Genomic DNA, 27,000 nt, shown 5'->3' on the forward strand with positions numbered 1-27,000 from the left:
CAAGTCCTGTGGAAGGAGGAATATTTGCAAGCCGCCCCTTTGAACATCCTGATGGTTGAGGATGAGCCAAACGATGCAGAACTCGTAACACACGCGTTGCGGCGCGCGTCGTTGAACTTCACGAGCCGTCGCGTTGACAGCGAAGCGCGGCTGCGTGAGGAACTGACCGGCTGTACGCCGGACATCGTCCTCTCGGACTTCAGCATGCCGCGCTTCAACGGTATCGCTGCTTTTGCCATCGTTCAAGAGTTGTGCCCCGACGTACCGTTCATCTTTGTGTCGGGAACCATAGGAGAAGAAAACGCCATCAAGGCGCTCAAGAGCGGAGCCACGGACTACATCCTGAAGCACGACCTGGGACGCCTCGCCCCGGCAATACAACGCGCCCTCAACGATGCGGAGTTGGCGCGACAACAGCAGCGCACCCAGGAGGCCCTGCGGCACAGCGAGTTGCGGTTTCGACTGGCCGCGTCCACGGGCGACGTGTGGGACTGGTATGTCGAGACTGGGATTGCGCAGATTTCAGCCCAGTGGAAGCGTCGATTGGGCTATGAGGATCACGAAGTGGAGAACACGGCCGCGGGGTGGCTGAACCTGCTCGAGCCCAATGACCGGCGGATGGTGTTGACCGCTTTCGCAGAACATATCAAGAACCGCGTCCCCTACGACGTCGAGTACAGAGCGTTGGCCAAGGACGGAACCTATCGATGGTCCCATGCGAAGGGGCAAGCGATGTGGAATGAGAGTGGTCAAGCCACCTACATGGCTGGCTCGGTGGTCGACATCACCGAGCGAAAACATGCGGAACTCAAGGTCAAGCGCCTCAACCGGATTTATGCCGTCCTGAGCAGCATCAACTCATTGATAGTGAGGACCGAAAACCGCCAAGAATTATTCGATGAGGCCTGTCAAATCGCTGTGCAGTCCGGAGGCTTCCGCTTGGCTTGGATAGGCATCGCACAAGCTGATGCGAAAAATGTCACCCCCGTCGCATGGGCCGGTTCGGGAGAGGACTACATTGAACATATCCCCATGGGGCTCGACGAGCGCAATACCGGGGAATATGGGTTGGTCGCCCAATGCATAACCAATTCACAAGCGGTATTGGTGCAGGACGTTCAACAAGAAATTCGTATCAAGTTGCAGGACGAGGCCATTCGCAGAGGATTTCAGAGCTTTGGCCTGTTCCCCCTGTCGGTGAATCAGAAAACCTTGGGGTTGATGGCACTTTATTCAGAAGAGAAGAATTTCTTTGATGATGCAGAAATTCGCCTGCTGCAGGAATTGGCGTCGGATATTGCGTTCTCACTCGACCACCTTGAAAAGTCAGAACGACTCAATTACTTAGCGTACTACGATGCACTGACCGGCCTTCCCAATCGGAGCCTCCTCCAGGATCGACTCAACCAGGTGATCCAGCGCACCGGAAGCACTTCTGCGGAAGAAAACGGATCCGTCGCCCTGGTGTGGATGAATATAGACCGTTTCAAGAATATCAACGACACGTTAGGACGACACGGCGGTGATGCACTTATTCAGGCGTTTGCGAAGCGCATGATTGAGGCACTGGGATCCAGCGACAATCTGGCGCGCATGGGGTCGGACCAATTTGGCATCATCGTGACCTACAGTGGCGCTCCTGCCGAAATCGCCCATCTTCTGACCGAGAAAATATTCCCGCTGATGGACCAGCCGTTCAGGTCCGACGGAAAGGAGCTATACCTCACGTTCCGCACTGGAATTTCGCTTTTCCCCGACGACGGCGAGGACGCGGACTCCCTTTTTCTGCACGCGGAAGCTGCTTCGCGCGATGCGGGGTCGGCCAAGGGCCGGTATCAGTTCTATACCTCGGCGATGAACAAGCGCGTGCACAGTCAGCTCAGTATCGAGAGCAAGCTGCATAAGGCGTTGGAGAACCAAGAGTTTGTCTTGCATTACCAGCCCAAGGTCGCGCTTCTCGACGGACGCGTTAACGGGATGGAAGCGCTTATCCGCTGGAACAGCGCAGACGAGGGATTGGTTTCGCCTGCCGTGTTCATCCCCATTCTTGAGCAGACTGGGATGATCATCGACGTGGGACAGTGGGTGATTGAAAAAGCGATTGAGGATCATCAAACCTGGAGCAGCCAGGGATTGGTACCGCCGCGGATCGCCGTGAATGTTTCGCCAGTTCAGATGCGTCAATCCGAATTCACCAAAGTGCTGAGAACCTGCCTCGCAAAAGCCCAGAGCAAAGCGGTGCCTTTGGATATTGAGATCACCGAAAGCCTATTCATGGAGGATATTGATGCCAACATCCAGCGCTTGCATGACATCCGGGAGATGGGCGTGCGGATCGCGATCGATGACTTCGGAACCGGCTACTCTTCCCTGGCATATCTCAAGCGCTTCCCCATCGACTTCCTGAAAATCGACCAGAGCTTTGTGAGAGATGTAATTCATGACCCTGATGCCGCTGCGATCTGCACTGCCATCATCGACCTGGCACACAATCTCAAGCTAAAGGTGGTAGCCGAGGGCGTTGAAACGGAAGCGCAAATGAACTACCTCTACCGCAAGAATTGCGACGAGATTCAAGGCTACTTTTTCAGTAGACCCATCGCGGCCGATGAATTTGGCAGGCTGCTGGCAGATGGCAAGGCGCTTCAAATACCCAGCCAAACCTCGGGTATCGCCAAAAGAATTCTGGTCGTTGACGATGAGCCTGGCATTTTGGCTTCAATGCGGCGTTTGCTGCGGCGCGACGGGTACGAAATACTCACCGCCAACAGTGCGCGTGAAGGTTTTGATATTTTGGGCCGCCATGAGATTCAGGTCATCCTCTCAGACCAGCGCATGCCCGAAATGTCGGGTACGGAGTTTTTGTCGCGCGCCCGAGAACTCTACCCAGACACCATTCGAATCGTGCTTTCGGGGTATACCGATCTGGAGTCCATTTCGGACGCGATCAACCGCGGCGCAATCTACAAGTTTTTGACAAAACCTTGGGACGATGAGCTGCTGCGAGAAAACATCCGCGAGGCGTTCCGGCACCATGAGACGGCGCAGCGGAAGAACGCGCAGTAGCGACTGCCCAGAGCCGCGGCGGCAAGACCGCGCCGACTCCTTTGCTACCTAGCGTGGGACCGCATAGTGCTCCGGGCCCAAAACCTCGCCGTCCGGCCCCCATGCCACTTGCGTCAACCCGGGCTCCAGCGCCTCGAGCCGCCTGCGCTCGAGCTCCATCTCGCTCAACTGGCCGAACTCCTTGCGCCCAACGTCTGCCAGCTCATGCTCGTGGCGCAACTGGTCGGCACGCTCCAGCGCGGCCCGCACATGGCTCAACAGGTCTTTCTCATCCCACGGCTTCAAGAGATACCGAAAGACCTATGCATCATTGACGGCGCGCATCAAATTTTCAGAATCTGACGACGCACTCAACACCATCCGTATTGCCCGGGGTTGGATGGAACGAACCAGTCCCAGAAATTCCACGCCCGTCATGAGCGGCATCCGATAGTCGGAGATCACCACGTCAAATGGTGAGGCCCTCAGCTTGCCGAGCGCGACCTCCGGCTCCACCGTCTCTTCAATCCGCAAATCCGGGCCAAAGCCCGCGCGAAGGCACCGCTTGATTGCCATGAGTACATTGGGCTCATCGTCCAGCAACAGTATCTTCTGCATGTCAGGCCCTCAAATCACGGCTTGATCGGCAAGATCATGTCGACGCCGTCGCGCCCCTCACGTATCCGGAGCCGTCTGATCAACTCCTCTGTGAGCACATGGTCGGCGGCTAGCAACACCGCGCCTTCCGCGGACAAGAGATCGCGCGCCAACACCATGCCCGGGCGCAGCTGTGAGGTCCGCAGCATCCTGGGCGGTATTTCCGCCCCGGGCGCTGCCTTCAAGAGCATCTGCAAAAACACGTCCACCACCTCCGGGTGGAACTGTGTTCCCCGGCCCCGCGCGATCATCGACCTCGCATCGCTGGCGTTCAACGGAGTTGAGCTGAGGTGCCCCATCTGCAGGTCGTCGTAGGTATCGGCGACAGCCAGGATGCAGGCTGACATCGGGATCATCTCGCCGACCAAGCCGTCCGGGTACCCCAGGCCATCGTGGCGCTCGTGGTGGCTGCGAATGATGTTGCAAACGGCTTGCATGTCGTCAAGTGCCATCAGCGCCTGCTCGCCGAGGGTGGCATGGCGCCGGTACTGGGCGGTCTCATCGTCCGAGAACTTGGGCACGGGCCGCGCCAGCAAAGTATCTGGAAGCGAAATCTGGCCGATGTCATGCATGAGCCCCGCAATGAAAGCGTCCTGCTGGTCGGACTCGCTCATGTTCATCGCCCGTGCGGTCCGCCGCGCCAGATCGGCCACGCGGCGCGAATGGCCGGAGAGCTGCCCTCCCCTCCACTCCATCAGGTTGGAGAACACCTTGATCGATGTCAGATAGTTCTTTTTGAGCTTCTGGCTCAGCTGGAGCAGCTCGCTGGTGCGCGCGGCGACCTTTTCCTCCAAGGTTTCATTCAGTTCGGTCAGCGCCTGATTCTTGGTATGAAGAAGTGCCTCGAGACGCTCCTTTTCATGTTCAAGCGCCTGGCGCTCAAACACCTGATGGGCCGTGGCCAGCACCTCGCCGTCGTCCCATGGTTTGGTGATGTACCGGTAGACCTGGCCGCTGTTGATTGCCTCGATGGTCGAGCCAATATCGGCATAGCCCGTCAGCAGGACGCGTGTGGTCTTCGGCCAGCGCTTGCGAATCTGCTCTAGCAGCTGGGCGCCGCTCATGCCGGGCATCCGCATGTCAGAGAACACCAGATCTGCCGGATCCTGCTCCATGTGCTCCAGGGCGTCAGCGCCACTGGTGGCGGTGGCCACCACGTATCCGCTGCCCCTGAACAAGCGCTTGAGCGCAGCGACGATATTGGGCTCGTCGTCCACACAGAGAATGCGCCAGACGTGCCCGCCCTCTTGCGGCCCCGCGGTTGTCGGGGGTGTCGCCTCAGGCGCAGCGGTTAGGTCGATGTCAGAGCTCACACCTCGGCCTCCGCTGGATGGTGTATCGGCAGGGTCACCCGAAAGCGTGTACCGACGCCCTGCTCACTGAAGACGTCGATGCTTCCCAGGTGCTTTTTGACAATGCCATAAGAAAGCGACAACCCCAGGCCAGTCCCCTTGCCAACCGCCTTGGTCGTGAAGAATGGGTCGAATATCCTGCCCAGGTTCTCCTTTGCGATGCCCTCACCCGTGTCCTGAATTTCCACCCACACTTTTTCGTCGTCGGCTCCCGTACTGATGGTGATGGTTCCCCTTTCGGACTGAATGGCATGCGCGGCGTTGACGAGCAAGTTCATAAAGACCTGATTGAGTTCAGACGGCAGACATTCGATATCGGGAAGCTCCCCGTACACCTTGACGACTTCCGCCTTGTATTTGATTTCGTTGTTGACGATATTGAGCGTCGAATCAATGCCGTGGTGCAGATCTGCCATCACCCATTTCTGGGATGTATCTACCCGAGAGAAATCCTTCAGGTTTTGGACGATGTTCCGCACCCGCGTAATGCCATCCTTGGATTCGGCCATCAGCGACGGGATGTCTTCCTTGAGGTAATCGAGTTCAATTTTGTCGCGCAGCGCCTTGAGGCGCGCCGCGACAGGTGTACCCGCCAATGCCGACTCCGCTTCTTCGTAGGCAGTGAGCATCTGGAACAGGTCGCCCAGATAGCGCTCCAAAGTCCCGAAGTTGGAAAAAATGAAACCAATCGGGTTGTTTATTTCGTGCGCAACGCCGGCGGCAAGCTGTCCGATGGAAGCCATCTTTTCAGACTGCATCAGCTTGTCCTGGGCGTCTGACAGCTTTGCGTTCAACCGCGTCAGCTCCTCATTGGACCGGAGCAACTCTTTGACCCGGTCTTCCGTCACTTCCATGGAAGACAAGGCGGGCGCTACCGTTGCCCCGTTCGCTGATGGAGAGTCGTGAGAGTTCATGTCATTACCTCTTCAGGCCAGCAAAGCGTGGCAGACGATTTCGTGCTGCTCAGTGACCACTTCAAAAACTTCGGCATAGTCTGCATCGCTCAGCGCCAGGCGCCCCCAGGATTCCAGCGCCAACAGCGGCACCATGTCGTTTTCCTTATGGGATAGGTCAAGGCCGTGTGCAACGTTATCGGCCACATGGACCAGATCCGTCAGGCTTTTCGTACTGGAGGGTGGCGGGCGATGGTGGCATGAGATGGCGGCCACGATCTCGGGCGCAAAGTGCCAGTGCTCAGCCACGACTCCGCCCACTTCCGCGTGGTCCACGCCGAAATGGTGTCGCTCTGCGATATACATCAGGCAGTCATGCTCCACCTGGTAGGCGATGGCTTGCGCGTACTCCTCTTCGTAGGAGCTGACAAGCACCAGCCGCCCGATGTCGTGAACCAAGCCCAAAGTAAAGGCGGCATCCTCGTCAAGCTTGGCGCGTTTCGCCAGTGCCCTAGCTGTCAACGCCGTACCGATGGAATGGCGCCAAAAAGCGTCGAAGTCAAAACCCCGGCAGCGAACACCGGCGAATCCACCCACCAGGCCCGCGGCCGTGGCGACACTGCGCAAGGTGCGCAGTCCCAAAATGGCGGTGGCTTCTGCAATGGACGTGACCTGGCGGGGAAGGCCATAAAAAGAAGAATTTGCCAGACGCAGTGTCTTGGCAGCAATCGCCTGGTCGTGCGATATCTTCACTGCCAGCTGCTCCGCCGAAATTCGGCTGTCGCTAAAAGACTGGATCAACTCCAGCACCACGGCAGGCAGCGCGGGTAGCTCGTGAATACTGCGCAAGATCTCATCCGTAGTGAGGTGCTTCATGGCTTCTCCACAGAGCGGTAACTCAAGATGAGATGGAACAAAGGATTGAGTTGGCGCGCCTGCATGGCAGGCCGAAAAAGATGCAACAAGCGTTTTTCGGTGTCCGCCTGCAGGGCCGCAGGGTCCCCCTTGCTGTGGGCAGCCTCTGTCTCGGCAGGCGGGTTCACAAAGATGGTCTCCACGCCACGCCGCTGCAGGCTGTTCAAAGCGCTGCGCGTAATCGGTGCACCCGCTGGCAGCAGAAGCTGCCCGTGGGCGTCCAGCACCGGTTGGGCAAGGAGCAAGCCGTTCGGGATGACATCAACAGTGGTGGAAAGTGTTTGCATGGACGTCATTTCTGGACCTTAAGCCGCGCTGCTCGGAACCAGTACCAGCAAACGCCCGCGCGAGTGGTCGTCGCCCCCCACCGAACGACACACCACGCGGAAAGCACCCCCAGCGACTTGTACGTCGTGGTAGCTTTGATCCGCCGCCTGCCATACCTTGCGCAAGTCAGCGGGCAACACCTTCTCGGCGTCTTCGCCCAACAGCGGGGTCGCCGCGCCAAACAGGGCCTCGGCATCGGCGTTCACAAAAGCCACCATGCCCTCCAGGTCCACACCGATGACTGCGGCAGGAATGTTGTCGAGCACCTCGCGGGCCACGCTCAGGCTACTCTCTTCGCGGTGTATTTGCTCCCGTTGATTCGTGAGCAACTGTTGCAAGCGCTCATTGACCGCACTGAGTTCTTCGTTGGCGCTGAGCACGGCGCCGGCAAGGCGCCGGTTTTCGTCGACCATCTCCTTTTGGGAGAATGCTTCTGCCACATGGCCGCGAAGCCGCTCGTCGTCCCACGGCTTGGTGAGAAACTTGTAAATGGCCCCCTCGTTGATCGCGTCGGTGATGGATTGCAGCTCGGTGTAGCCGGACAGCACCATCCGCACCGTATCGGGGTACAGCTCCTTGGCGCGGCGCAAGAACTCCACCCCCGTCATGCCCGGCATGCGCTGGTCCGACACGATGACATCCACCGAGTTTTCTGCCAGTCGCTGCAGACCTTGCGCGCCGCTGTTCGCGGTAACGATGTGATAGCCGTCACGGCGCAACAGGCGGCGCAGTGCCGAGACGATGCTGTCTTCATCGTCCACCAGCAGCAGGGTGCGCTGATGGGTGCGGCGCAGCAGCAGATGGTCGGGCAGCGCCGTGCGTTCGCTCAACAGGGCGCCCATGGCTTCGGCCGAGATCGGCCCGCTGAAGTAAAACCCCTGCATTTGGTCGCATCGGTTTGCGATGAGCAGCGCCAGCTGGCCCTCAGTCTCCACGCCCTCGGCCAAGACCTTCATCTGAAGGCTGTGCGCCATATTGATGATGGCGCGGGTGATGGACACATCCTGCGATGCAGCAGTGACGTCATGGACAAAAGTGCGGTCGACCTTGACCACATCGATGGGCAGCGTGCGCAGGTAGCTCAGGCTGGAATACCCCGTTCCGAAGTCGTCGAGCGAAATCTCGATCCCCAACGCCTTCAATTCACCCAAAATGCGTGCGATGCGCGCGCTCTCACCCATCAACGCGCCCTCGGTCACCTCCAGGCCCAGCAGCCGCGGGTCGAGGCCGGTTTCGATGAGGATTTTTTGGATCTTCTGGGCCAGGTCGGGCTGCTGCAGCTGGCGGGCCGACAAGTTGACCGCGATCCGGAAGTTCGTGTGCCCCGCGCGCTGCCACTCCAGCGCTTGCCGACAGGCGGTCCGCAAAACCCATTCACCAATAGGCACGATCAGGCCGGTTTCTTCTGCCACCCGGACATAGCTGGACCTCGGTATTGACGTGCCGTCCGGGGGATTCCATTCCAGAAACGCTTCCGCCCCAATCACAGTGCCGCTGACCAGCTCCAGCTTGGGCTGGAAGTGCAGATCGAGTTCGTTACGCTCCAGTGCGCGGCGCAGGCCAGACTCCATGGCCAGCCGGGAGATGGCCTTGGAGTGCATCCCCGAGCTGAAAACACAGATCTGGTTCTTCCCCAGCTCATGGGCGCGGTACATGGCCGCCTGGGCCTGTTGCAACAGTTTTTCCGGATCTTCGCCATGGGCGGGATACAGGGCGATCCCGATGTTGCACGTCACCTTGATCTCGTTGTCGCCAATCGCGATCGGCTGCGAGAGCGCATCGACCAGGGTCGACGCAATGCTGCGCGCCTCCATCTCGTCCACGTCCTTGTCGCGGGCCAGCACCAGCGAAAACTCCCCACTGCCGAAGTGGGCGAGCAAATCACTTTGCAAGGCCTGGGGCTGAAGCCGCCTTCCGACCTCTATCAGCAACTGATCGCCAGCCGCGTAGCCCAGTGACTCACTCACGAGCTTGAGCCTGTCGATCTCCAGGTTCAGCAGCGCGATCTGGCGCCCCTCCCTGGCGGCCTCGCGGATCCGCGTGTCGAGATATTCCGTGAGCGCGTTGCGATTGGGCAGCCCCGTGATCTCATCCGTGTTGGCCAACTTGTCGATCCGCTGCTCGGCCGCGCGCTGTTGCGTGATGTCCTGCAAAAGCGTGACGGTACGCACCACCGTGCCGGTGCTGTCGGCCTCGGCAAGGACCCGGTGCAACACGGTGCGCAAACTGCCGTCGGAATAAACAATCCGGTGCTGGAACTCGCACACGTCGTCGGGGGACACGCCCTCGCTGATGGCCTGTACATACGGCCGCTCCACCGGGGGAACCCGTGACAGCAGCCAGTCGCTCCCGGCGGGGGCATCTGTCTGTGGAATTCCGAAGATCGCGTGCATTCCGGAAGACAGCGTGACGGTGCCCGTGACCAGGTCCGACTCGGCAGACCCGATGCGCGCCAGTTCTTCAGCATTGCGAAACAGCTGCACGCGCTGCTCGGCGTAACGGGTGGCCGTCTTGATGGCGCTGACATCGTGCAGGGTGACCAGGTCCGCAGGCTGCCCGCCCAGGAGGATCTTGGCGCCCCACACCTGGGCATTGAAGCGATCGCTGTTTTTGCGTTGGCATTCGATTTCGTACGCCATCCCGACCACACCCGCGATCCGGGCGCTGACTTGAGCTCGCACCATGTTTCTGTGTTCCGGCACACAGATCAGCATGGGGTCCATGCCTCCCAGCATTTCCTCTTTGCTGTAGCCAAAAAGCTCCAGGAGCTTTGGGTTGACAAAAAGGAACCGGCCGTTTTGCACGACAAACACCGCCGTCTGCACCTGCTCCATCAGCAGCCGGTAGTCGGCTTCGTAAAGCTCGGTGTCCGTCTGGGTCGCGTGGCCAACGGCTTCGTCGCTATGCATTGCCGTGGACTTTCGCAAACACGGCTGTGACGCAGCAACAAAGCAGCTTCAGCGGAATCAGGCGGTTTCGACTCAAGGAGGCACCTCGACGATGGGGGTGAACTCTGCGCCGAGGCACTGTGGCGGGTGCCCGGCGGAAAGAGTTGGAAATGAACCTTCCAAACAACTCTACCGAGGTCGCCGCCACTTGTCACGGCGTAAACCCCAAGCTGGTTGAATACGCGCCTCCATCCGTGTCGCGCCATGTCCACACAATCACCACGAGCGGCGTGTGTTCACAGGGGCCACTGCACTTCCCTTGACGGGCTGATGCCCTTGCTGACTCCGGGGCGTGATTTGCGCAGTCCCCAAAGTCAGCGGTGGGAATGCCCTCTTATTCTTCACCCACTGACGTGGTGGTGCGGTGCCCGTTAAGGCCCAGCTTGGAAAGCAGCTGCACATCGGCCTCCACATCGGGGTTGCCCGTGACCAGCAGCTTGTCGCCATAAAAAATCGAGTTGGCGCCCGCCAGGAAGCACAGCGCCTGCACGGCCTCGCCCATCTGCTGGCGCCCAGCGGACAGTCGCACGCGGGCTGTGGGCATGGTGATGCGGGCCACGGCGATGATGCGCACGAAGTCAAAGGGGTCCACCGGCTCACTGTCTGCCAGTGGTGTGCCCGGCACGCGCACAAGGCTGTTGATGGGCACCGATTCGGGATACGGGTTGAGGTTGGCCAGTTGTGCGATCAAGCCCGCGCGGTGCACCGGTGCCTCGCCCATGCCGACGATACCGCCGCAGCACACGCTGATCCCGGCTGCGCGCACGTGCTGGAGGGTATCGAGCCGGTCCTGGTAGGCGCGGGTGCTGACCACGTCGGTGTAGTACTCGGGCGCGGTGTCGAGGTTGTGGTTGTAGTAGTCCAGGCCCGCGTTCTTGAGCGCCAGCGCCTGGTGCGACTCGAGCATGCCCAGCGTAGCGCAGGTCTGCATCCCCAGGTCTTTCACGGCGCCGATCAGGGCGCTCACCTTTTCGATGTCCCGGTCCTTGGGGGCACGCCAGGCTGCGCCCATGCAAAAGCGGGTGGCCCCCGCGTCTTTTGCCGCCTGGGCGGCGCGCACAACTTCATCCACCTCCATCAACTTGCTGGCCGTCACGCCAGTGTCGAACTCGGCAGCCTGGGGGCAATAACCGCAGTTTTCGGGGCATCCCCCGGTTTTGACCGACAGCAGCGTGGCCAGCTCGATGTCGCCGGCAGGCCAGTGCTGGCGGTGCACGGTCTGCGCTTCAAACAAAAGCTCCATCAGAGGCTTGTCGAGCAACGCTTGGATGGCATCGACCGTCCACTGGCCTGGGTCCTGCTGCGCTACCGGCGTGGTCCGGCGGTGCAGTTGGACAGGTTGAGGTGCCGCTGGGGTAGAGGTGGCAATCGGCATGGCGTTCAGTTCCCTTCAAAACATCTGCGCTGCGCCGCAAGAGACGGCTGACAGGCAGGGGTTACACAGCAGCACTTTTCCGGTTGGACCGGCGTGCGGCGACTTGGGGCGGATTCTGGGGGAGAAAAAGGCGCACTTGCACACCTGGAGGGCACAAAAACTGCCAACAAAATCCCAGCAAGAACGCCGCGCAATTTCAGAGGTTTTTACGCGCCGAACCCTGGGGTTTGCGCGCCGTTACCTGCGTCGGAGGGATGGTCGCCAACGGCATCGCCGTAGTGCCTGCAACACCACGTTATCTGCTGCGATCTCCCGTCCGGACGGTCTAGCGCACGCTCAGAGATCGCCGACGTTACGGGCCGTTTGACGGCGCTGCCGAGGCAGTACCGCTCAGCCCAACGCCGCAATCACCTCCGGTGGCGCCTGTACCAGCTCGATCAGCACCCCCTCCCCCGCAATCGGAAACTCGTCATTGCTTTTGGGATGCAGGAAAGTGATGTCGTACCCCGCAGCGCCCTTGCGGATGCCCCCTGGCGCAAACCGTACCCCCTGGGCGGTGAGCCATTGCACGGCCTGGGGCAAATCGTCGATCCACAGCCCGATGTGGTTGAGCGGCGTGGTGTGCACGGCGGGTTTCTTGTCGATGTCCAGCGGCTGCATCAGGTCCACCTCCACCTTGTAGGCGCCCTGCCCCATGGCCAGGATGTCTTCGTCCACGTTCTCGCGCTCGCTTTGAAAGGTGCCGGTCTGCGTGAGGCCCAGCATGTCCACCCACAAGGTCTTCATGCGGTTTTTGTCGGTGCCGCCGATGGCGACCTGCTGAATGCCCAGGACCTTGAAGGGGCGGATGGGTGTCGTCATGGCGTTACTCCTAATTTGATAGCTACAAGTGCTTATAAATCAAGCGCTGGAGGCCTATTTTTCTCAGAATAGGACTTTCTAGCGCATCAGACCTCACCCAGCGCCCAACTGCTGAGCGTGGCGAAGTACTCGCGCAGCCAGGCGTTGTAGCGGAGGTAGAGCGGTGTGGGTGCCGCCACTGCAAATGCGCGCGAGTAGCCGATGCGGTTGGCAATGCGCTGCGCCCGCACGGTGTGGAAGTCGCTGGTCACCACAGCCACCGGCGTTGCCAGGCCCAGGCCACGCGCCTCCAGCAGCGGCAGGCTGTACCGCAGGTTCAGCTCGGTGCTGGTGCTGCGCTCCTCCTGCAGGACACGCTCAAGCGGCAGGCCCTGCGCGCGCAGGTAGTCGCCCATCACCTCGCCCTCGCTCAGGGTTTCACCAAAGTCCACACCACCGGAAACGACGACCCACGCATCAGGATGCGCTTGCGCCAGTTCGCGGGCCCTGTCGAGCCGCGCGCGCAACGCTGGCGATGGTTTGCCATGGGGCGTGCCGCTGCCCAATACGATGATGGCGCCCAACGGCATGTTGGCAGCAGCGCCGTTGAAGGCCTCTACCCGCTGGGCGAGCGTGGCCCAGAACACCGCCACGCTGGCCACCCACATCGCCAACAGCCACCAAGCCGCGCGCCACAAGCGCTTGCGCCACCGCGCCTGGGCCAGCCACGCGTGCACCGCATGCCAGCGCCACGCCAGCGCGCACAGCGTCAAACCGATTGCACCAGGCACCGTCACGCCCACAGTGAAGAGGCCCATGCCCATCAAGACCAGGCCGTCCACCAGCAAGACCGGCCCCAATGCAAGGCACGACAAACGCCCGACGGGCCAGCGGCGCGGGGTGGAAGGCGTGGACGGCGCGGCGGGCCGCACCTTAGCGGCTGATCCCGCAGTCATGCCGGTCACTGGAATTCAATGATCACGTCGTCCACCGCCAGCGATTCACCCTTGCTCGCCAGCACCTTGCCCACCACGCCGTCTTGCGCGGCAAAGAGGATGTTCTCCATCTTCATGGCTTCGATCACCGCCAGCTTTTCGCCCGCCTGCACCTTTTGGCCGGGCTGCACCGCCACGTCGACCAGCAGGCCGGGCATCGGCGAGAGAAGGAACTTGGACAGATCCGGCGGCGCCTTGAAGGGCATGAGCTGGTGCAAGCGCGCGCCCAGCGGCGACAACACGATCGCGTCAATCTGCGTGCCGTTGTGCGCGATGCGCAGGGCCAGCGGGTTCTTGCCTGCGCCCCGCTCGACCTGCGCGGTGAACCCTGCGCCATTGCACTGGCCCTGCACGCGGACCTGGCCCAACGTGGCGGCGCTACTGATCTGATAGCTCTTGTCACCCACAGCCACCACACTCGATCCAGACTTGTCCTGGAAGTCGGTCACCGACACGGCGTGGTGTTCGTTCTGGCCCTCGGCACCCATCACCACCACCACGAACTGCTCGCCCACCTTCACCTCGTGCCCCGCCAGCTGCCCGCTGATGCCCGAGGCACGCGCGCGGTAGCGGCGGTTCATGAAGGCCGCCAGCGCCACCAGGAACAGCGGGTCTTCGTGTGGCACGTCTTCGGAGTGGAAGCCCTTGCCGTAATGCTCCGCGATGAAGCCGGTGTTGAATTCGCCACTCACAAATTGCGGGTGTGCCAGCAGGGCCGCCTGGAACGGGATGTTGCTGCTGATGCCACGGATCACAAATCCATTGAGTGCCGCGCGCATCTTGGAAATCGCATGGTCACGGTCGGTGCCGTGCACGATGAGCTTGGCGATCATCGAGTCGTAGTACATCGGGATCTCGCCGCCTTCGTACACGCCCGTGTCCACGCGCACACCGAGTTTCTTGTCGGTGTCGCCCTGGAACATGGTCTCCTCGGGCGGCTGAAAGCGCACCAGGCGGCCGGTGGAAGGCAAAAAGTTGCGAAACGGGTCTTCGGCGTTGATGCGGCACTCGATGGCCCAGCCGTCGCGCTTCACATCGGCCTGCGTGAGCGGCAGCTTCTCGCCCGCAGCCACGCGGATCATCAGCTCGACCAGGTCCAGGCCGGTGATGCATTCGGTCACCGGGTGCTCCACCTGCAGGCACGTGTTCATCTCCAGAAAGTAGAAGTCCTGGTCCTTGCCGACCACGAACTCCACCGTGCCGGCCGACTGGTACTTCACCGCCTTGGCCAGCTGCACCGCCTGCTCGCCCATGGCCCTGCGCGTGGCATCAGAGATGAAGGGCGACGGTGCCTCTTCGATCACCTTCTGGTGGCGGCGCTGGATGGAGCATTCGCGCTCGTTCAGGTAGATCACGTTGCCATGGCTGTCGCCCAGCACCTGGATCTCGATGTGGCGCGGCTCCTGCACGAACTTCTCGATGAAGATGCGGTCGTCGCCAAAGCTGTTGCGCGCCTCGTTCTGGCAGCTGGCAAAACCTTCAAACGCCTCCTTGTCATTGAACGCCACCCGAAGGCCCTTGCCCCCGCCGCCAGCCGATGCCTTGATCATCACGGGGTAGCCGATTCCCTTGGCGATCTCGACCGCAGCTTCAGGTCCGGCGATGGCGTCGTTGTAGCCCGGGATGGTGTTGACCTTGGCCTCGTTGGCGAGCTTCTTGGACGCGATCTTGTCGCCCATGGCCGCGATCGAGTGCGCCTTGGGGCCGATGAAGGCGATGCCTTCGTCCTCGCAGCGTTTGGCAAAGGCTTCGTTCTCCGACAGAAAGCCATAGCCCGGGTGGATGGCTTGCGCGCCGGTCTGTTTGGCGGCGGCAATGATCTTGTCGGCCAGAAGGTAGGACTCTCGGCTGGGCGCGGCACCAATGTGCACGGCCTCGTCTGCAAGCTTGACATGGCGGGCTTCCCTGTCGGCGTCGGAGTAGACGGCGACGGTGGCGATGCCCATCTTCTTGGCGGTAGCGATCACGCGGCAGGCGATCTCTCCGCGGTTGGCAATCAGAATCTTGGTGAACATAAAGCGTTCCTCAAAAGGGGAATTCAAAAACCGGTAACTAAAACGTCGGGACAGCGTTGGCGCAGGGCATCAATGAAGCGTTGCTTCTCGCGCGGCGATACCAGGATGGTCCGTTCGTTGGCATAGCGGATGCGCAAGCGATCTAGCGACAGTGCAGGCGACGACACCCAGCTGCGCGATGGCGATATTTCGCGCACGTCTGTCAAGGCAATGCGCCAGCGAAATGGCCCACCGCGAATAGACAACTGCGCATCAGCCGTGAGTGTGTAGTTGGTGTCCAGCAGCAGCCACGCGGGCAGGATCAGGGCGAACGCAACCACCGCCAGCAACACCATCGCATCTGTCACCGAACCCGACTGCATGGCCAACGGCAACGCAACCGCGGCGGCGGACATGCCAGCCAGGGGACCAATAGCAAAAAGCCATGTATCCACCCTGGATGTGAAGAATGCGCGCGGTTGCGTCATCGCCCAAATCCCCTGACCCGCTTACAAAGGGATGTTCCCGTGCTTGCGCCAGGGATTTTCAAGTTTCTTATCGCGCAGCATCACCAGTGACCGGCAAATGCGCTTGCGCGTTTCGTGCGGCAGGATCACGTCGTCGATGAAGCCTCGTGCGCCCGCCACGAACGGGTTGGCAAAGCGCTCCTTGTATTCCGACTCGCGGGCGGCCAGTTTGACGGGGTCGTTCTTGTCCTCGCGGAAGATGATCTCCACCGCGCCCTTGGCGCCCATCACCGCGATTTCGGCCTGGGGCCAGGCCAGGTTGACGTCGCCACGCAGGTGCTTGCTGCTCATCACGTCGTACGCGCCGCCGTAGGCCTTGCGGGTGATGACGGTGATCTTGGGCACGGTGCACTCGGCATACGCGTACAGCAGCTTGGCGCCGTGCTTGATGATGCCGCCGTATTCCTGGCTGGTGCCGGGCATGAAGCCGGGCACGTCGACAAAGGTGACCACCGGAATGTTGAACGCATCGCAAAAGCGCACGAAGCGCGCGGCCTTGATGCTGGACTTGATGTCCAGGCAGCCGGCCAGCACCAGGGGCTGGTTGGCCACGATGCCCACGGTCTGGCCTTCCATGCGGGCCAGGCCGATGACGATGTTCTTGGCGTAGTCGGGCTGCAGCTCGAAGAAGTCGCCGTCGTCCACCACCTTGGTGATCAGCTCCTTCATGTCGTAGGGCTTGTTGGCGTTCTCGGGCACCAGGGTGTCGAGGCTGCGGTCCATGCGGTCGGCCGGGTCGTTGCTCGGGCGCACGGGCGGCTTTTCGCGGTTGTTCAGCGGCAGGTAGTTGTACAGGCGGCGCAGCATCATCAGCGCCTCCACGTCGTTTTCGAACGCCATGTCGGCCACGCCGCTCTTGGTGGTGTGGGTGCCGGCGCCGCCCAGTTCTTCGGCCGTGACTTCTTCGTGCGTCACGGTCTTGACCACCTCGGGGCCGGTGACGAACATGTACGAGCTGTCCTTGACCATGAAGATGAAGTCCGTCATGGCCGGGGAGTACACGGCGCCGCCGGCGCAGGGGCCCATGATCATGCTGATCTGCGGGATCACGCCGCTGGCCAGCACGTTCTTCTGGAACACGTCGGCATAGCCGCCCAGGCTGGCCACGCCTTCCTGGATGCGCGCACCGCCCGAGTCGTTCAGCCCGATGACCGGTGCGCCGACCTTCATCGCCTGGTCCATTACCTTGCAGATCTTCTCCGCATGGGTTTCACTCAGCGCGCCGCCGAATACCGTGAAGTCCTGGCTGAAGACGAACGCCAGGCGCCCGTTGATCATGCCGTAGCCCGTGACCACGCCATCGCCCGGAATTTTGTTTGCTTCCATGCCGAAGTCGGTGCAGCGGTGCTCGACGAACATGTCCCACTCTTCGAAGGTGCCGTCGTCCATCAGCAGTTCGATGCGTTCGCGCGCGGTGAGCTTGCCCTTGGCGTGCTGCGCGTCGATGCGCTTTTGCCCGCCACCCAGGCGTGCCTGGGCACGCTTTTTCTCTAGTTGATCCAGGATGTCTTGCATGGTCGTCCTTTGATGAAATTTCGGTGAAATGGTCAGGGAAGCTGCTTGCTATTTATTTGATAGCTGGTGGCGCTTGATGGGCTTGCGCTAGCAGTAGATTTCTTGCCGCAGTGGATGCAGCGATGCGCCCTGCGATCACATCGGCCTGCATCTGGGGCAGCAGCTCTTTCACAGCCGGGTGCTGGCGAAACGCGAGCTTGAGGCCCGCGTCGATGCGCTCCCACATCCAGGCCAGCGATTGTTTTTCGCGCCGCGCGGCCAGGCGGCCGTTGGCGGACTGCATGTCGCGAAACAACGCCACAGTGGTCCAGAAAGCATCCACCCCCTGCCCCAGCAAGGCGCTGATCTGCAGCACGCGCGGTTGCCACAGCGCGCCGTGCGTCGCGTGGTCAGGGTTGCCGTGCATGCCGAGCAGGCGCAGGCTGGAGGTGATCTGCGCCTCGGCCCGCGTGGCGGCGTTCTTGTCGATGTCGGCCTTGTTGATGACCACCAAGTCGGCGATCTCCATCACGCCCTTTTTGATGGCCTGCAGGTCGTCGCCAGCGTTCGGCAGCTGCATGAGCACGAACATGTCCGTCACGGCCGCCACGGCAATCTCGCTCTGGCCCACGCCCACGGTCTCGACGATGACGATGTCGTAGCCCCCGGCCTCGCAGACCAGCATGGCCTCGCGGGTCTTCTCTGCGACGCCGCCCAGGGTGCCGCTCGACGGGCTGGGGCGGATGTAGGCCTTGTCGTGCACCGACAGATGCTCCATGCGCGTCTTGTCGCCCAGGATGGAGCCGCCCGAGACAGTGCTGGAAGGGTCGATGGTGAGCACGGCCACGCGGTGGCCCAGGCCGATGAGGTACAGGCCGAGGGCCTCGATGAAGGTGGACTTGCCCACGCCGGGCACGCCGCTGATGCCCAGACGAAAGGCCTTGCCGGTGTGCGGGAGCAGCGCGGTGAGCAGCTCGTCCGCCTGCGTGCGGTGGTCGGCGCGGGTGGATTCGAGCAGCGTGATGGCCTTGGACATGGCGCGGCGCTGGATGGCGCCGGCGGGGCCGGTAATTCCGGAAAGCAGGTTGTTCGAGGGTTGAGGCTGGCCTTCGACAAGCTCAGGCTGAACGGTTTTGGGTGTTGGAGCTTCAAGGGTTGCAGGGATGCAAACGTCAGAGCTTCGGTATGTTTGCGCTTCGTCAGCGGCTCGATCTCCAGCGCCCGCGTCTCCCCCCACCCGTTCGGGCTGAGCTTGTCGAAGTCTGGGCGATCCTGCAAGCTTGCCCTGCGACCGCGCCAGTTCCTGAACGCGGTCCCAATCGCCGGCCATCAATGCTTCCTTCTTGGCCCGAGACCAGCCTTTAATTTGCTGCTCGAAAGCGATCGCGCCCTCACGGGTCTCAAACTCACCTTGCCAAACCAGTTCAACAGGCTTTCGCAGCGACGTGTAGCCGATGTCGCCGTTTTCATGCTGCTGCATGCGCAACGCAATGTCGTCGGTGTGGCCGACGTAGTAAGACCCGTCGGCACAACGCAGGATGTAGACGTAGAAGGGGCACATGCTTCAGCGATTGACAAGGCCGGGCGTTCGCACCGCGCCGTGGCGTTCAGCCCCACCCACCCAAAGCCGCTCAGCCAGAGGCTGTCGAACACCGTCACAGGTTTGTGCCCTGGCTTCGACAAGCTCAGCCCGAACGGGCGGGAACCCGATTGGGCCAAGGTTCCGCTCAGCTAGATGAATCCCCAACCGTTCAGCCTGAGCTTGTCGAAGGCCATCACAGGTTTGAGCCCTGGCTTCGACGAGCTCAGCCCGAACGGGCAGGAACCCGATTGGTCTAAGGTTCCGCTCAGCTAGATGAATCCCCAACCGTTCAGCCTGAGCCTGTCGAAGGCCTTCACAGGTTTGTGCCCTGGCTTCGACAAGCTCAGCCCTAACGGGCAGGAACCCGATTGGGCCAAGGTTCCGCTCACCTAGGTGAACCCCCAACTGTTCAGCCTGAACTTGTCGAAGGCCGTCGCAGGTTTGTGCACTGGCTTCGACAAGCTCAGCCCGAACGGGTGCGAGTCCGATTGGGCCAAGGTTTCGCTCACCTAAATGAACCCCCAACCGTTCAGCCTGAGCTTGTCGAAGGCCGTCGCAGATCCTAGCCCCGGCTTCGACAAGCTCAGCCCGAACGGGCAGGGAGCAAATGAACAGCTCGGTCACGCCGCCACTGCCTTGCGAATCTGCTCCAGCACATCCTTCGCACTAGCCGGAATCGGCGTGCCGGGCCCGTAGATACCCTTCACGCCCGCTGCGTACAGGTGCTCATAGTCCTGCGCTGGGATCACCCCGCCAACGAACACGATGATGTCGTCAGCACCCTGATCCTTGAGCGATTGGATGATGGCGGGCACCAGCGTCTTGTGGCCCGCGGCGAGCGTGCTCACGCCCACGGCGTGCACGTCGTTCTCGATGGCTTGGCGCGCGCATTCCTCGGGCGTCTGGAAGAGCGGACCCATGTCCACGTCGAAGCCCAGATCGGCAAATGCCGTGGCCACCACTTTGGCGCCGCGATCGTGGCCGTCCTGGCCCAGCTTGGCGATCATGACGCGGGGGCGGCGGCCCTCGGTGTCGGCAAATTCGGTGATTTCAGCCTTGAGTTTGTCCCAGCCTTCGGCCGAGTCATACGCGGCTGCGTACACACCGGTCACCTTTTGCGTGTCCGCGCGGTGGCGGCCGTAGACCTTTTCCAGCGCGTCACTCACCTCGCCCACCGTGGCGCGCAGGCGCACGGCCTTGATGGCCAAGTCCAGCAGGTTGCCGCTGCCGTCTTCTGCTGCAGAAGTGAGAGCATCCAGTGCTTGCTGGACCAGCGCTGGGTCGCGATTTGCCCTGATATTTTTAAGGCGCTCGATCTGCCCATCGCGCACCTTGACGTTGTCGATCTGCAGGATGTCGACCGGGTCTTCTTTCTTGAGCTTGTACTTGTTGACGCCCACGATCACGTCCTTGCCGCTGTCGATCCGCGCCTGCTTCTCTGCCGCAGCAGCCTCGATCTTGAGCTTGGCCCAGCCGCTGTCCACGGCCTGGGTCATGCCCCCCATGGCTTCGACCTCTTCGATGATCTTCCAGGCGGCGTCCATCATGTCCTGGGTGAGCTTTTCCATCATGTAGCTACCGGCCCAGGGGTCGACCACGTTGGTGATGTGCGTCTCTTCCTGGATGATGAGCTGCGTGTTGCGCGCGATGCGCGAGCTGAACTCGGTGGGCAGCGCGATGGCTTCGTCGAGCGCGTTGGTGTGCAGGCTCTGCGTGCCGCCAAACACCGCGGCCATGGCTTCGATGGTGGTGCGCACGATGTTGTTGTAGGGGTCCTGCTCCGTCAGCGACCAGCCCGAGGTCTGGCAGTGAGTGCGCAGCATCAGGCTCTTGGGGTTCTTGGCGCCGGTCTCCTTCATGATGCGGCACCACAGCAGGCGCGCGGCGCGCATCTTGGCGACTTCAAGGTAGAAGTTCATGCCGATGGCCCAGAAGAAGCTCAGTCGCCCGGCGAACTCGTCCACGTCCAGGCCCGAGGCGATGGCCGTCTTCACGTACTCCTTGCCGTCGGCCAGGGTGAATGCCAGCTCCAGCGCCTGGTTGGCGCCCGCCTCCTGCATGTGGTAACCCGAGATGGAGATCGAGTTGAACTTGGGCATGTTGCGTGCCGTGTAGCCGATGATGTCGCCGATGATGCGCATCGAGGGCTTGGGCGGGTAGATGTAGGTGTTGCGCACCATGAACTCTTTCAGAATGTCGTTCTGAATGGTTCCCGAGAGCTGGTCTTGCGAGACGCCCTGCTCTTCCGCCGCCACCACATAGCCCGCCAGCACGGGCAGCACGGCGCCGTTCATGGTCATGGAGACGCTGACCTTGTCCAGCGGAATCTGGTCGAACAGGATCTTCATGTCCTCGACCGAATCGATCGCCACGCCGGCCTTGCCTACGTCGCCGGTCACGCGGGGGTGGTCGCTGTCGTAGCCCCGGTGGGTGGCCAGGTCAAACGCCACGCTCACGCCCTGCCCACCAGCGGCCAGCGCCTTGCGGTAGAAGGCGTTGGATTCCTCAGCGGTGGAGAAGCCCGCGTACTGGCGAATGGTCCAGGGCCGCACGGCGTACATGGTCGCCTGCGGGCCGCGAAGGTAGGGCTCGAAGCCCGGCAACGTGTTGGCGTACGGCAGGCCGGCAGTGTCTTCGGCGGTGTACAGCGGCTTGACGGTGATGCCGTCGGGCGTTACCCAGTTGAGCGCTTCGACATTGCCTCCAGGGGCGGACTTGGCTGCAGCCTTGGCCCAGGCCTGCAGCGACGCGGGTGCAAACTCGGGCGTCGGCGTTGCGGACGGTGCGTTGTGGGGCGTGTCACTCATGGCGAAGCGGTCTCCGAAGATGGCGTTGGACTGGGGGCGGGCAATGCGCTGCAAGCTGCGCCGGGAGCCTCCCCCGATGTGGCGGCGAGTTTACATCATTCATAATTATTGATTCAAAATATTCCTCCCCGCTTACAATCCACCCATGTCCGCTGTCACCCTCACGCCCCGCGCCCTCTATGAAGAAGTTGCGGAGCAGCTGCGCCAGCGCATTTTTCGGCGCGAGCTGGAGCCTGGCAGCTGGATTGACGAGCTCAAGATCGCCGAGGAATTCGGCATCAGCCGCACCCCCCTGCGCGAGGCGCTAAAGGTGTTGGCGGCCGAAGGGCTGGTCACGATGAAGGTGCGCCGCGGTGCCTATGTGACCGAGATGAGCGAGAAGGATCTGCGTGATGTGTACCACCTGCTGAGCCTGCTGGAGAGCGATGCCGCCGGCGTGGTGGCCACCACCGCGAGCCCTGCCCAGCTGCAGGCATTGCAGGACCTGCACGACGAACTGGAGGCCGCGGCCAGCGAGCGTGAGCGGTTTTTTGCCGTCAACGAGCGCTTTCACATGCTGCTGCTGGACCTTGCCGACAACCGCTGGCGCAGCCAGATGGTGGCCGACCTGCGCAAGGTGATGAAGCTCAACCGGCACAACTCGCTGTTCAAGCAAGGGCGCATCGAGGATTCGCTGAACGAGCACCGCGCCATCCTGGCCGCCATGGTGGCCCGCGATGCCAAGGCGACGGTGAAGGCCATGCAGGCCCACTTTGCGCACGGACTGGAAGCGGCGACCTGACCTGAACCACCGCCTTCCGCCCCGCCTGCGGCGCACCCCAGGCCCAGGGGCTGCGGCGCGTCAGCCCGCCATCTCCACCCGGTTGCGCCCCCCGGCTTTGGCGATGTAGAGCGCCTCGTCCGCTCGGCGCAGCAAGTCGCTGAAGCTGCGGTCACCCCCGCCCGCAGCGGCCACGCCCATCGAAATGGTCATCGGGATCAGCGCGCCGCCCGCATGCAGCGGCTCCCGGGCGACCAGCGCACGCAGGCGCTCGCCAGCGGCCAGCGCAGCCGCAGCGTCCAGCCCGTCCCATAGCACCACGAACTCCTCGCCGCCATGGCGGGCCGCCAGGTCGCTGCCGCGGCATGCGGCGCGCAGGTGCTCCGCCACGTGGCGCAGCGCCACGTCGCCCACCTCGTGGCCATGGCGGTCGTTGACTTGAAGTGGTCGATGTCGATCACAGCCAGGGCCAGGCTGCGCCCCTGCGGGCGTTGCATTTCGACAAACCGCCGCTCCCCCACCGTGACCAGCGTGCGCCGGTTGGGCAGGCCGGTCAGGTAATCGGTGGACGCGGCCAGCTCCCATTGCCGGCCGATGCGTTCGGAGCACATCATCAAGAAGGCCGTGGTGCCCACCACGGGCAGCAGCGCCGTGATCATGGGGCTGGCGATGTTGATCCAGGCGCCGTCGCCGGTGATGTCGAACGACGGGCTGACGCCGCGCCCCAGAAAATACGCCGCCCTGAACACCATGAACCCCGCCACCAGGGCGAACAGGCCTGCCACCACACGGCGGCTGTGTACACCCTCGGGCGCTTTCTGCGAAACGAGCAACACGAAGCTTGCGAGCAGCAGGAAGGTGCAGCAGACCGACAGGATGAACACGCGCATGCGGGTGTCAGGCGCAAGCACCGCAAACCACAGGATGCCGATGAACCCGACCAGGGCCGGGGCAAACAGCCAGCGCGGGTCGGGCAACCCATAGAACTGGCGCAGCGCGCGCTGGTAGCCCGTGCAGCCCAGCATGACCAGGCCGTTGGCCAGTGGCGACGCCAAGCCCAGCGGCATCTGGTACTGAAACGCATACAGCACGGCGCTGCCGGCCAGCAGCAGCGTGGCAGTGCGCCAAGTCTCGGTACATGGGCGGAGCGCCGCGGGGAAGTCCTTGCGCATCAGACCCAGCACCCACCCGTTAGCCAGCATCATCAGCATGACAACAATGAAGATGGTGACGGGATCCATGGCGAAGACAGGGGTGATGGCAGGGTGCGGTGGAGTCAAATACCAATGGGCGGGCGGCAAGCGGCGTTGCGGCCCGTACCGGAGCGCTCAAGGTGGGGCATTGTGGCCGAGCCAGGCCCCGGCCACCACAGCATTCGCGCGTGTCCCTGGGTCCGAGGGCCATGCGGGCGCGAAGCCATGAGTGTGACCAGACGCACATGTGCCTGCACGCTGGCTACTGACACCGCGACTCTGGGTTCATGGGTCCGTCTCTGCGCGGCAGCACATCATGCTGGACTGATACGGCAGATCATTCCGGGAATCGGAACGCACCATTTGCAACACAAGTGCGCTCGGCGCGGGCGTTTGCGGTGGCTTCGATCGGTATGATTCCGCGGGTTTCTACTGAGGCTGTGCGCCCTCGGCGCGCACGGCCTTCACCGCAGGTTTCATGCTCCCCACACCCACCGATATCGCCAGCGTCCAGACGCTGCCCCAGCTTCTCGCCTACCGCGCCGCGCGCACCCCCGATAAAGAGGCCTACCGCGCCTTCGACAGCCCCACCCAGGCCTGGACCAGCCTCTCCTGGTCAGACACCGCCCGGCGCGTCGACCAGTGGGCCCAGGCCCTGGCCGCTATGCAGCTGCCCCCGGCTGCGCGCGTAGCCATCCTGCTGCCCAATGGCCTGAACGCCATGTGCGCAGACCAGGCCACGCTGGCCACGGGCGGCGTACCGGTGCCGCTGCACGCCATCGACAACCCCGGCAGCATCGCCTACATCCTGTCGGACTGCGAAGCTTCCATGCTGATCGTGGGCCAGGCGGAGCAGTGGGCCAAGGTTCAGGCCGTGGGTACGCCGTTTCCGGCACTGCGGGCCGTCGTCATTGCCGACGACGATGCCGCGGCCATTGCGGCCCTGCCACCCACCGAGGGCGGGCCCATCGTCGGGTCGCTGGCGCAATGGCTGGCGGGTGCGCAACAGGCGGGCACGCTCGCCGCATCGACGCCCCCTACCGAGGACGACCTGGCCGCCATCGTCTACACCTCCGGCACCACCGGTAAACCCAAGGGCGTGATGCTGACCCACCGCAATGTGGTGAGCGACGTGAAAGCGGTGCTCGACCGCATTGCGCCCACGGTGGACGACGTGTTTTTGTCGTTCCTGCCGCTGTCGCACACCTTCGAGCGTACGGGTGGCTACTACCTGCCCATCGCTGCGGGCAGCTGCGTGGCCTATTCGCGGTCGGTGGCGCTACTGGCTGAAGATTTGAAGACCGTGCGCCCTACCGTGCTGGTGTCGGTGCCGCGCATCTATGAGCGCATCCACGCCAAGCTGCTCGAAAAACTGTCGCCATCGCCCTGGAAGATGCAGCTGTACGAGGCCGCCCAGCACAAGGGCTGGACGCAGTTTTCCGCCACGCAGGGCCTGCCCGCCCCGGCGGCCGACGACGGCAAGGCCGCAGGCTGGATGGCCGCCCTGCCCTGGCCGCTGCTGCAGATGCTGGTGGCCAAGCCGCTGCTCGCGCAGTTTGGCGGGCGCGTGCGCGTGGCAGTCAGCGGCGGCGCACCGCTGTCGCCCACCGTCGCCAAGTGCTTTCTGGGCCTGGGACTGCCGCTCATCCAGGGCTACGGCATGACCGAGACCGCGCCCGTGGTGTCGGTGAACTCGCTGGACGACAACGACCCGGCGTGTGTGGGCAAGGCCCTGCCGGGCGTGGAGGTGCGCATCGGCGAGAACCGCGAGTTGCAGGTGAGCGGCCCCATCGTGATGAAGGGCTACTGGAAGCGGCCCGAAGACACCGCCCGCATTCTGAGCGCCGACGGCTGGCTGGGCACGGGCGACCAGGCCGATATCGTGGGCGGGCGCATTTACATCAAGGGCCGAATCAAGGAGATCATCGTCACCTCCACCGGCGAAAAGGTGCCGCCCGGCGACCTGGAACTGGCCCTGCTGGCCGACCCGCTGCTGGAGCAGGCCTTTGTCGTGGGCGAGAACCGTCCGTTCATCGCCTGCGTGGCGGTGCTCAAGCGTGACGAGTGGCAGCGCCTGGCCGCGGACCTGGGCCTGTCCGCTCAAGATGCCGACAGCCTGAACCACCCCAGCGTGCACCGCGCCGTGCTGGCCCGCATCGAAAAGAACACCGCCAGCTTCGCCCGCTACGCCGTGCCGCGCGCCGTGCACTGCACGCTGGAGCCCTGGACGATTGAAAACACCTTCATGACGCCTACGCTCAAGCTCAAGCGCAACAACCTGACGGCGTATTTTGCTGAGGCGATCGACGGGATGTACCTGAAGCCGGGTGGGCGCTGAGCAGCCCGATACTCGGCCTCACGACAGCAGCATTCCCTGGTCAAGCAGGCTTTGAACGATGTCGGCCTGGCGCCGATCCCGGTTGCGCTTGAGTGGCTCACGCGCGGGGGCTTTGTCTGCCATCCAGCGCTTGAATTCCACGAACGTCGCTGGAGCGATGGTGCGCATCATCGCCATGTGACCAGTGGCCGATGCCACCACGTGCTCAAAGCGCGGCGCATTGGTCAACACCGACGCGCGGACCGCCTGCACAGGCCACAGGTCGCCTTCGTCAGCCGAAAAGCGAAACGGATGCGGGTCGTCTCCTTCGGCCATTCTGCGCAAGAAATCCACTTCGAAGCCTTTGGCGTTGATCGCGGTCTCGTTCTGCCCTTCCTTGCGCTGAAAGGTGGAATCCGCGCGCTGAAGCACCTGCAGCATCGACACGTCGGAGCGCTTCATCTCGGTGATGAACCGCATCTTGCTGCGCGCATCCCACAGCAGATCCACGTCCTGCGTTGCCAGCGCGCCTTGCACGATGCGCACGCCCGCCGCGCTTTCGTACGCGTACAGCGAATGCGTGCCGACCACGGTGAAGTGATCCGCCAGGCCAGCAGTTTCGAGCGCCAGCAGAATGTCGATCACCATCGTCGGTGTTCGGCCCACTTTCAGGGCCTTGTTCAGCCGCTGCGCATCCGTCAGAGCAGTGCGCAGGGTCCTGAGGCGATCTTCCAACACAGCCTTACGACCGGTGAACTCCTTGTAAATGGCCTCGGTCTGTTCATTGCGCGGGCCGACGCGCTCCTGGCTGTTGTCGCGCTGGGTCTTCACGAGATACTCGTAGGCGCCCTGCACCTTCCAGTACATGCCGCCCGCATACTGAGACGCTTGTTTGCGCGTGCGCTGGTACTCCTCGAAGATGGTGATCGAGTCGATGAACTGCCGCGCAGCGCTGTCGGGAAGAGGGAGAAAGTCCATT

Annotated in this window: 21 protein-coding genes and 1 pseudogene; 4 read left to right on the forward strand and 18 right to left on the reverse strand. The window is 62.5% G+C overall.

Annotated features, from left to right (window positions below; translation table 11 throughout):
- Positions 1 to 39 precede the first annotated feature (39 nt).
- Positions 40 to 3,066: an EAL domain-containing protein gene (locus ACSQ3Q_RS12515; protein ID WP_436134695.1), complete on the forward strand. Its 3,027-nt coding sequence runs from the start codon at positions 40 to 42 to the stop codon at positions 3,064 to 3,066.
- Between the two features lie 48 nt (positions 3,067 to 3,114).
- Here ACSQ3Q_RS12515 and ACSQ3Q_RS12520 read toward each other — a convergent pair whose 3' ends face one another.
- The 16 genes and pseudogenes from ACSQ3Q_RS12520 to scpA all read right to left on the reverse strand — a co-directional run bounded on the left by ACSQ3Q_RS12520 (position 3,115) and on the right by scpA (position 21,751).
- Positions 3,115 to 3,351 (reverse strand): hypothetical protein, encoded by a 237-nt coding sequence (locus ACSQ3Q_RS12520; protein WP_436134696.1) that lies wholly within the window; start codon positions 3,349 to 3,351, stop codon positions 3,115 to 3,117.
- Positions 3,352 to 3,366: 15 nt separating this feature from the next.
- Complete coding sequence (locus ACSQ3Q_RS12525; RefSeq protein ID WP_436134697.1) at positions 3,367 to 3,663, reverse strand: response regulator; 297 nt, start codon at positions 3,661 to 3,663, stop codon at positions 3,367 to 3,369.
- Positions 3,664 to 3,677: 14 nt separating this feature from the next.
- A complete protein-coding gene (locus ACSQ3Q_RS12530; protein WP_436134698.1) occupies positions 3,678 to 4,919 on the reverse strand; it encodes an HD domain-containing phosphohydrolase in 1,242 nt (413 codons plus the stop codon).
- 92 nt (positions 4,920 to 5,011) lie between these two features.
- A complete protein-coding gene (locus ACSQ3Q_RS12535; protein WP_436134699.1) occupies positions 5,012 to 5,968 on the reverse strand; it encodes an ATP-binding protein in 957 nt (318 codons plus the stop codon).
- 12 nt (positions 5,969 to 5,980) lie between these two features.
- The gene (locus tag ACSQ3Q_RS12540; protein WP_436134700.1) at positions 5,981 to 6,823 is read right to left on the reverse strand and encodes an HDOD domain-containing protein; all 843 of its coding nucleotides are present in this window, start codon (positions 6,821 to 6,823) and stop codon (positions 5,981 to 5,983) included.
- Positions 6,820 to 7,149 (reverse strand): hypothetical protein, encoded by a 330-nt coding sequence (locus ACSQ3Q_RS12545; RefSeq protein WP_436134701.1) that lies wholly within the window; start codon positions 7,147 to 7,149, stop codon positions 6,820 to 6,822. Before ACSQ3Q_RS12545 ends, ACSQ3Q_RS12540 begins: the two co-directional genes overlap by 4 nt.
- A gap of 18 nt (positions 7,150 to 7,167) precedes the next feature.
- Positions 7,168 to 10,098: an EAL domain-containing protein gene (locus ACSQ3Q_RS12550; RefSeq protein WP_436134702.1), complete on the reverse strand. Its 2,931-nt coding sequence runs from the start codon at positions 10,096 to 10,098 to the stop codon at positions 7,168 to 7,170.
- 373 nt (positions 10,099 to 10,471) lie between these two features.
- Positions 10,472 to 11,512, reverse strand: a complete 1,041-nt coding sequence (gene bioB / locus ACSQ3Q_RS12555) for a biotin synthase BioB (protein WP_436134703.1) — start codon at positions 11,510 to 11,512, stop codon at positions 10,472 to 10,474.
- A gap of 390 nt (positions 11,513 to 11,902) precedes the next feature.
- Positions 11,903 to 12,373 (reverse strand): VOC family protein, encoded by a 471-nt coding sequence (locus ACSQ3Q_RS12560; protein WP_436134704.1) that lies wholly within the window; start codon positions 12,371 to 12,373, stop codon positions 11,903 to 11,905.
- An 86-nt stretch (positions 12,374 to 12,459) separates the two neighbouring features.
- Positions 12,460 to 13,308: a YdcF family protein gene (locus ACSQ3Q_RS12565; protein WP_436134705.1), complete on the reverse strand. Its 849-nt coding sequence runs from the start codon at positions 13,306 to 13,308 to the stop codon at positions 12,460 to 12,462.
- A gap of 5 nt (positions 13,309 to 13,313) precedes the next feature.
- Positions 13,314 to 15,362 (reverse strand): acetyl-CoA carboxylase biotin carboxylase subunit, encoded by a 2,049-nt coding sequence (locus ACSQ3Q_RS12570; protein WP_436134706.1) that lies wholly within the window; start codon positions 15,360 to 15,362, stop codon positions 13,314 to 13,316.
- A 23-nt stretch (positions 15,363 to 15,385) separates the two neighbouring features.
- Positions 15,386 to 15,829, reverse strand: coding sequence for a PH domain-containing protein (locus ACSQ3Q_RS12575; RefSeq protein ID WP_436134707.1), 444 nt, complete (start codon positions 15,827 to 15,829; stop codon positions 15,386 to 15,388).
- Between the two features lie 21 nt (positions 15,830 to 15,850).
- Positions 15,851 to 17,383, reverse strand: a complete 1,533-nt coding sequence (locus ACSQ3Q_RS12580) for an acyl-CoA carboxylase subunit beta (protein ID WP_436134708.1) — start codon at positions 17,381 to 17,383, stop codon at positions 15,851 to 15,853.
- A 52-nt stretch (positions 17,384 to 17,435) separates the two neighbouring features.
- Positions 17,436 to 18,446 (reverse strand): methylmalonyl Co-A mutase-associated GTPase MeaB, encoded by a 1,011-nt coding sequence (meaB, locus tag ACSQ3Q_RS12585; RefSeq protein WP_436136995.1) that lies wholly within the window; start codon positions 18,444 to 18,446, stop codon positions 17,436 to 17,438.
- Between the two features lie 315 nt (positions 18,447 to 18,761).
- Positions 18,762 to 18,923: pseudogene (locus ACSQ3Q_RS12590) on the reverse strand (GIY-YIG nuclease family protein); the annotation flags it as partial.
- A 641-nt stretch (positions 18,924 to 19,564) separates the two neighbouring features.
- On the reverse strand, positions 19,565 to 21,751 hold the full coding sequence (scpA, locus tag ACSQ3Q_RS12595) for a methylmalonyl-CoA mutase (protein ID WP_436134709.1): 2,187 nt from the start codon (positions 21,749 to 21,751) through the stop codon (positions 19,565 to 19,567).
- Between the two features lie 145 nt (positions 21,752 to 21,896).
- On the opposite strand from scpA, the gene ACSQ3Q_RS12600 reads away from it, so the two are divergent.
- A complete protein-coding gene (locus ACSQ3Q_RS12600) occupies positions 21,897 to 22,532 on the forward strand; it encodes a GntR family transcriptional regulator (RefSeq protein WP_436134710.1) in 636 nt (211 codons plus the stop codon).
- Between the two features lie 60 nt (positions 22,533 to 22,592).
- Here ACSQ3Q_RS12600 and ACSQ3Q_RS12605 read toward each other — a convergent pair whose 3' ends face one another.
- Positions 22,593 to 23,096, reverse strand: coding sequence for a GGDEF domain-containing protein (locus ACSQ3Q_RS12605; protein WP_436134711.1), 504 nt, complete (start codon positions 23,094 to 23,096; stop codon positions 22,593 to 22,595).
- Positions 23,097 to 23,105: 9 nt separating this feature from the next.
- Here ACSQ3Q_RS12605 and ACSQ3Q_RS12610 point away from each other — a divergent pair, with 9 nt between their 5' ends.
- Complete coding sequence (locus ACSQ3Q_RS12610; RefSeq protein WP_436134712.1) at positions 23,106 to 23,495, forward strand: hypothetical protein; 390 nt, start codon at positions 23,106 to 23,108, stop codon at positions 23,493 to 23,495.
- A 687-nt stretch (positions 23,496 to 24,182) separates the two neighbouring features.
- A complete protein-coding gene (locus ACSQ3Q_RS12615; RefSeq protein ID WP_436134713.1) occupies positions 24,183 to 26,042 on the forward strand; it encodes an AMP-dependent synthetase/ligase in 1,860 nt (619 codons plus the stop codon).
- Between the two features lie 18 nt (positions 26,043 to 26,060).
- Here the strand turns inward: ACSQ3Q_RS12615 and ACSQ3Q_RS12620 are convergent, their stop codons facing one another.
- The gene (locus ACSQ3Q_RS12620) at positions 26,061 to 26,999 is read right to left on the reverse strand and encodes a GSU2403 family nucleotidyltransferase fold protein (RefSeq protein ID WP_436134714.1); all 939 of its coding nucleotides are present in this window, start codon (positions 26,997 to 26,999) and stop codon (positions 26,061 to 26,063) included.
- Position 27,000: the final 1 nt, after the last annotated feature.

The organism is Acidovorax sp. LjRoot129 (assembly GCF_964253765.1).
Taxonomy (GTDB): domain Bacteria; phylum Pseudomonadota; class Gammaproteobacteria; order Burkholderiales; family Burkholderiaceae_C; genus Acidovorax.

Bases quoted from the DNA above. Each gene is read 5' to 3' on its own strand.
- ACSQ3Q_RS12525 (WP_436134697.1), bottom strand. From the start codon at position 3,663: ATGCAGAAGATACTGTTGCTGGACGATGAGCCCAATGTACTCATGGCA.
- ACSQ3Q_RS12575 (WP_436134707.1), bottom strand. From the start codon at position 15,829: ATGACGCAACCGCGCGCATTCTTCACATCCAGGGTGGATACATGGCTT.
- bioB (WP_436134703.1), bottom strand. From the start codon at position 11,512: ATGCCGATTGCCACCTCTACCCCAGCGGCACCTCAACCTGTCCAACTG.
- ACSQ3Q_RS12620 (WP_436134714.1), bottom strand. From the start codon at position 26,999: ATGGACTTTCTCCCTCTTCCCGACAGCGCTGCGCGGCAGTTCATCGAC.
- ACSQ3Q_RS12540 (WP_436134700.1), bottom strand. From the start codon at position 6,823: ATGAAGCACCTCACTACGGATGAGATCTTGCGCAGTATTCACGAGCTA.
- ACSQ3Q_RS12560 (WP_436134704.1), bottom strand. From the start codon at position 12,373: ATGACGACACCCATCCGCCCCTTCAAGGTCCTGGGCATTCAGCAGGTC.
- ACSQ3Q_RS12570 (WP_436134706.1), bottom strand. From the start codon at position 15,362: ATGTTCACCAAGATTCTGATTGCCAACCGCGGAGAGATCGCCTGCCGC.
- ACSQ3Q_RS12545 (WP_436134701.1), bottom strand. From the start codon at position 7,149: ATGCAAACACTTTCCACCACTGTTGATGTCATCCCGAACGGCTTGCTC.
- ACSQ3Q_RS12565 (WP_436134705.1), bottom strand. From the start codon at position 13,308: ATGACTGCGGGATCAGCCGCTAAGGTGCGGCCCGCCGCGCCGTCCACG.
- ACSQ3Q_RS12610 (WP_436134712.1), top strand. From the start codon at position 23,106: ATGCGTTCGGAGCACATCATCAAGAAGGCCGTGGTGCCCACCACGGGC.
- ACSQ3Q_RS12605 (WP_436134711.1), bottom strand. From the start codon at position 23,096: ATGGGAGCTGGCCGCGTCCACCGATTACCTGACCGGCCTGCCCAACCG.
- ACSQ3Q_RS12615 (WP_436134713.1), top strand. From the start codon at position 24,183: ATGCTCCCCACACCCACCGATATCGCCAGCGTCCAGACGCTGCCCCAG.
- ACSQ3Q_RS12580 (WP_436134708.1), bottom strand. From the start codon at position 17,383: ATGCAAGACATCCTGGATCAACTAGAGAAAAAGCGTGCCCAGGCACGC.
- scpA (WP_436134709.1), bottom strand. From the start codon at position 21,751: ATGAGTGACACGCCCCACAACGCACCGTCCGCAACGCCGACGCCCGAG.
- ACSQ3Q_RS12550 (WP_436134702.1), bottom strand. From the start codon at position 10,098: ATGCATAGCGACGAAGCCGTTGGCCACGCGACCCAGACGGACACCGAG.
- ACSQ3Q_RS12600 (WP_436134710.1), top strand. From the start codon at position 21,897: ATGTCCGCTGTCACCCTCACGCCCCGCGCCCTCTATGAAGAAGTTGCG.
- ACSQ3Q_RS12535 (WP_436134699.1), bottom strand. From the start codon at position 5,968: ATGAACTCTCACGACTCTCCATCAGCGAACGGGGCAACGGTAGCGCCC.